A 5556-nucleotide genomic window follows, 5' to 3' on the forward strand; every position below is an offset into this window, starting at 1 on the left:
ATCGCACCGGTGATACCGCGGTTAATGTACACGTTGCCGGCCTGCACGTGGTCAAGCCAGTAGGCAATCTCGTCGCTATCGAGCGAGTGGATGCCGGCGGTCAAGCCGAACTCCACCGCGTTCTGGATCTCGAGTGCCTCCTCGAGCGTATCCGCCCGCATGATCGCCAGTACGGGGCCGAAGTACTCGGTCATGTGCGCGTCGGAGCCGGGCTGGACGCCCTCGCGGATACCCGGCGTCCACAGCCGTCCCGTCTCATCCTTTTGCTCCGGCTTGAGCAGCCAGCTCTCGCCCGGTTCAAGCTCGGTGAGACCGCGCTTGAGCTTGCCGGCCACGGGCTCGATGATCGGGCCCATCTCGGTGGTCGGGTTGTCCGGCCAATCAACCACCAGCGAGTTCGCCGCGTCAACAATCTGGTCGATGAGCCGCTGGGATTCGCCCATCGGCCCCACCAAAATCGCAAGCGAGGCCGCCGAACACTTTTGGCCCGCATGCCCGAACGCCGAATTGACGACGTCCCTCGCCGCCAGATCGATATCCGCCTGAGTCGTCACGACGATCGCGTTCTTGCCGGACGTCTCCGCCGAAATCTTCAGATCCGGCTCCCACGAGCGGAACAGCTTGGCCGTCTCGATCGAACCGGTGAGGATCACCTGATCGGACCCCGTCACGAGCGCCTTGCCCACCTCATCCATCTCATCCGGATGAATATCGACGAGCACGAGCGCCTCGCGGGGCACGCCCGCATCCCACAGCGCCTCGGCGATCACGGCGCCACAGCGGCGCGCCTGCTCGGCGGGCTTGAACAGCACCACCGACCCGGTGGCCAGCGGCGCGAGCGCCGAGCCGGATGGGATCGCCAGCGGGAAGTTCCACGGCGGAATCGCGGCCGTCAGCTCCTCGGGCGTGAACTCCACGCCCTCGATCTCCTCGAGCTCCTCGGCCAGATCGGCATAGTAGTTCGCAAAGTCAATCGCCTCGGAGACCTCCACATCCGCCTCGGCCACGACCTTGCCACACTCCGAACCGGCCACCTCAATGAGCTCGGCGCGGCGCTCACCCAGAATCTGGGCGGCCCGGCGCAGCACGTCGGCGCGCTCCTTCGCGGGCTTGTCGCGCCATCCGCTCGGATCCTTGCGCGCCTTTGCGATGATCTCGTTCATCTCCTCGACCGTCCGCACGCGCGCCGCGTCCGCCGTCGTCGTACCCAAATCCGAATCCGCCATCTTCGCGAAAATCTCGTTCGCCCACTCCACGTTGTGGGGGAGCGACGGATCGGAATCCGGCGTGTTCGCGAAACGCTCCTGCTTCGCCACGTCGTCCGTCAGGCGGTTTTGCGTACGGTTGGGACCGAAGTGAAGCTCCGGGGCGTCCTCGCTCAGCGGCGCCAGATCCTCGGCCAAGTCCGCTTCCGGGAACGCTCCAACGACGCCGGTCGCGAACCGGTTGCGTTCGAGGGCGAAGACCGACTCGTCGTCGGCAATGTCGAAGACGCCGGACATGAAGTTCTCGTGTGCGGCGCTCTCTTCCAGGCGGCGCACGAGATAGGAGATGGCGACGTCGTAGTGGTTCGGATCGACGACGGGCACGTAGTACAGGATCTGGCCCACGTCCTCGCGGATGGCGAGCGCCTGGTTGGTGGCCATGCCCTTGAGCATCTCGATGTCGAAGCCCTCGGTGATGCCGCGGGCCTTGGCGAGCTCGAGCCCGAACGCGAGCGTGAACAGGTTCTGACCTGCGATCCCGAGCTGGACGTTCTGGATGTGCTCGGGGCGCAGAGCGTACTCGAGCATACGGATGTAGTTCGCATCCGTGGCCGCCTTCGAGGGCTGAACCGCTAGGCTCCAGCCGTGCATCGCGGCGTCGACGCGCTCCATCGGCAAATTCGCGCCCTTGACGAGGCGGACCTTCACCGGCGCGCCGCCATTGGCAACACGCTCGGCCGCCCACTGCTGAATATCGACCATCGCGTCCAGCGCGTCTGGCAGGTAGGCCTGCAACACGATGCCGGCAGTCAGATCCTTGAACTCCGGGCGGTCGAGGATCGATTTGAAGACCGCGATCGTGAGGTGGAGATCGTGGTACTCCTCCATATCGAGGTTGACGAACTTTCCGCCGTCCTTGGCCGTGTTGAACAGAGGTAGGAGGCCTTCCACCGCCTCCTCGACGGCCTGATCGTAACCCCAGGGATTGTGGACGCCGAGAACTGAAGAGACCTTGATCGACACGTAATCCACAAAGTCGTATTCGAGGAGCTCCTTCACCGCGTTCAGGCGCGCCTGAGCTTCCTTCTTGCCGAGCACCGCCTCGCCGAGCAAGTTGAGGTTGAGACGCGAGCCATCCGCGCGAAGCTTCTTCACCGCCGGGCCGATCTTCTTCGGCGTCGTGTCAAGAACCAAATTACCCACAAGCATACGGAACACGCGGAATGCCGCCTCCGTGATCACCGTGGGGGAGACGGGCGAGAGCGTACCGCCTACCTTGGCCGGGGCGGCGAGCCACGTCGGGAGGAAACCCATGTCGCGGCTGGTGAGCTTGCGCAGGTTCCTCGCGCGCGTCTTCGGATCCTCGGGTCTAATCACGCCGTCCACAAACTGGACGGTGAAATCCAGTCCGCCCTCGTCAGAGAGCACCTGCGAGAGCAACTTGCCGGAACGGTCCTCCGGGAACTGCGCGGAGCGCTCAACCCAGTGGCGAGCCTTCGCGATTGAATCCTTGGCAACCTGCGCGAAATCGACGTCGTTTTTCATAGTAAGCATGTACTCATCTCCATCTTCGGTTTCACGTAAATTCTGCCGCGGTGCCGCCGTTGGCACCCGCGAAACTATCGTTAAGTCTACGGTTCAACCACCCCGCTATCTACCCGGTTATGTCATGAGCCGCAAAGGCCGGGGGCGCATCACAAGTCGATCACGAGATGGAAAAGTCTCTTTACATCGAAATGATTTCGGGTAGGGTACCAGTTACCTTGGTTCGTCTCAGGTCAACACCGAGAGCGTTTGGCACCGCTGCCAATCTGCACAACGTCTACTTTAGGGAGATTAAATGAGCGATACCACGTGGCAAGTGATCACGATGATCATCTACTTCCTCGTCATGATCGGCATCGGAGTGTGGGCGTACAAGCGCACGACCGACGTCGACGACTACATGCTCGGCGGCCGCCAACTCAACCCGTTGGTTGCAGCGCTGTCCGCCGGCGCATCCGACATGTCAGGCTGGCTCCTCATGGGCCTGCCCGGCGCACTGTACGTATCCGGCCTCGTTGAATTCTGGATCGCCATTGGCCTCACGGTCGGCGCCTGGCTCAACTGGAAGTTCGTGGCGCCGCGCCTGCGGTCCTACACCGAAGTGTCGAATAATTCGATCACGGTGCCGTCCTTCCTCGACTCGCGCCTGCGCGACTCCACCCACGCACTGCGCATCGTCGCCGGCCTCATCATTCTGTTCTACTTCACCTTCTACGTCTCCTCCGGCATGGTGGCCGGCGGCACCTTCTTCGAGGGCGCGTTCGGCGTAGATTACCGCTGGGGCATGGTGATCATCGCTGCGATCACACTCTTCTACACGCTGGTGGGCGGCTTCTTGGCCGTGTCCTATACCGACGTCGTTCAGGGTTTGATGATGATGCTCGCCCTCATTTTGGTTCCGATCGTTGGCATGTTCTACGTGGGCGGCTTCGATGACGTCCTCGATACCGTTCGAGACGTCGATCCGAACCTGCTTTCGCCGATTGCAGGCACGACGGCGGTCGGCCTGATTTCCGCCGTCGCGTGGGGCCTTGGCTACTTCGGCCAGCCGCACATCATCGTCCGCTTCATGGCGCTGCGTAATCCGAAGGAAGCCGTGTCCGCCCGCCGTATCGGCATCGGCTGGATGCTGCTCGCCGTGTTCGGTGCGCTGGGGACGGCCTTCGTTGGTATTGCCGTGTATCAGCACAACGACGCCGAGCTGGTTAACCCCGAGCAGGTCTTTATTGTTCTTGGGCAGCTGCTCTTCCACCCGATGATCGCGGGCTTCATGCTGGCGGCGATCCTGGCGGCCATCATGTCAACCGTTTCCTCGCAGCTCATTGTGAGCTCGTCCGCCCTCATCGAGGACGTCTACATGACGTTCACGAACCGCAAGCTCGATGCGAAGACGGGCGTCATGCTCTCGCGCATTGCCGTGGCGGGAATCGCGGTGCTCGCGGGCGCCTTGGCGTGGACGCCGAATGACACGATCCTCGGTCTGGTTGCCTTCGCGTGGGCAGGCTTTGGCGCATCGTTTGGTCCGACCATTCTCCTTGCCCTGTTCTGGCGCAAGCTCACCGGTTTCGGTGCGCTGTCCGGCATGGCGATGGGCGCCGTGACCGTGGCCGTGTGGGGCAACATCGACGGCGGCATCTTCAATCTCTACGAGATTGTGCCGGGCTTCGTGGTGAACCTGTTGGTCACGATCGTGATCTCGCTGGTGACCTACAGCCCGAACGCGATCATCGACCGCGAGTTCGACATGGCCGCTGAGCTGTCGAAGGACTGGTCGAACCACAAGGAGTACGAGAAGCAGATGATCGAGTACCGCCGCAACAACCCGGATGGTTACGAGCCGCGCTCGGCAACCCTCCGCACAGAGGACGGCGATGAGATAGAGCTGCCTAAGTAAAATAGAGCTGCCTAAGTAAAGCTAGGTGGCTGTAACCCAGGCGCGGCTAGGCGCGCGTAAACCTAGTCGCGCGCAATCCTAGGCGTGCGCAATCCTAGGCGTGCGAAAATGCACGCGGGCCCACATATGGTTCCCTCGGGCGGTCAGGCTTGATCCCCCGGAGACCATATGTGGGCCCACTTTTGTGCCCAACGGCCTTTTGTTCCCAACGGCCGCAGAAATCAGGGGAACTTCTGGGCGGCGTACTTTTCGGGTTGGGTTTTGGTGGGCGGCGTACCAATCGGAGAAGGGCGTACCTATCGAGGGGGTATGGAACCCGTTTAGTGCTCCGCCTGGCGCGGGTGAACCCATTTGGTACGCCGCATAGCGCGGGTGAACCCATTTGGTACGCCGCATATCGCGGGTGAACCCATTTGGTACGCCGCTTGGCGCGGGTGAACCCGTTTGGTACGCCGGGGTGCTTGGGTAGCGCTTGGGAGGGGTGGGGTGACGGGCATTTTCGTCGTCGACGACGGCCGGAGCGGCTTTTGCTGTTCTAGGCGGCGTACTTTTCGGGTCGGCTTTTGGTGGGCGGCGTACCAATCGGAGAAGGGCGTACCTATCGAGGGGGTATGGAACCCATTTGGTACGCCGCATAGCGCGGGTGAACCCGTTTGGTACGCCGGGGAGCTTGGGTAGCGCTTGGCAGGGGTGGGGTGACGGGCATTTTCGTCGTCGACGACGGCCGAACGTGGGAGTGCGCCGGGTAGCCGGCGGTGAATCGTGATTGAGAGCGGGCCGGGCGCACGCCCGGCCCAGCTACATCCTCAGTTGTCGTGCAGCGTATTGAAGTTGAACGCGGATTCTTTGATGTCGAAGATGTCCACGACGAAGACGAGCGTGTCATCGCCCTTGATGCCGGCGCGCGGATTG

Annotated in this window: 2 protein-coding genes; one reads left to right on the forward strand and one right to left on the reverse strand. The window is 62.5% G+C overall.

Annotation, left to right across the window (positions count from 1 at the left end; translation table 11 throughout):
• The coding region (locus ACHFFR_RS07150; protein ID WP_394263579.1) for a proline dehydrogenase family protein at positions 1–2759 on the reverse strand (2759 nt) is incomplete at its 3' end.
• A gap of 286 nt (positions 2760–3045) precedes the next feature.
• Between ACHFFR_RS07150 and putP the strand changes: the two genes are divergently transcribed.
• On the forward strand, positions 3046–4644 hold the full coding sequence (putP, locus tag ACHFFR_RS07155) for a sodium/proline symporter PutP (protein WP_394263580.1): 1599 nt from the start codon (positions 3046–3048) through the stop codon (positions 4642–4644).
• The last annotated feature ends 912 nt before the right edge of the window (positions 4645–5556 follow it).

Origin of the sequence: Trueperella sp. (assembly GCF_043424875.1) — a bacterium.
Classification (GTDB): domain Bacteria; phylum Actinomycetota; class Actinomycetes; order Actinomycetales; family Actinomycetaceae; genus Trueperella.

Bases quoted from the DNA above. Each gene is read 5' to 3' on its own strand.
- putP (WP_394263580.1), top strand. From the start codon at position 3,046: ATGAGCGATACCACGTGGCAAGTGATCACGATGATCATCTACTTCCTC.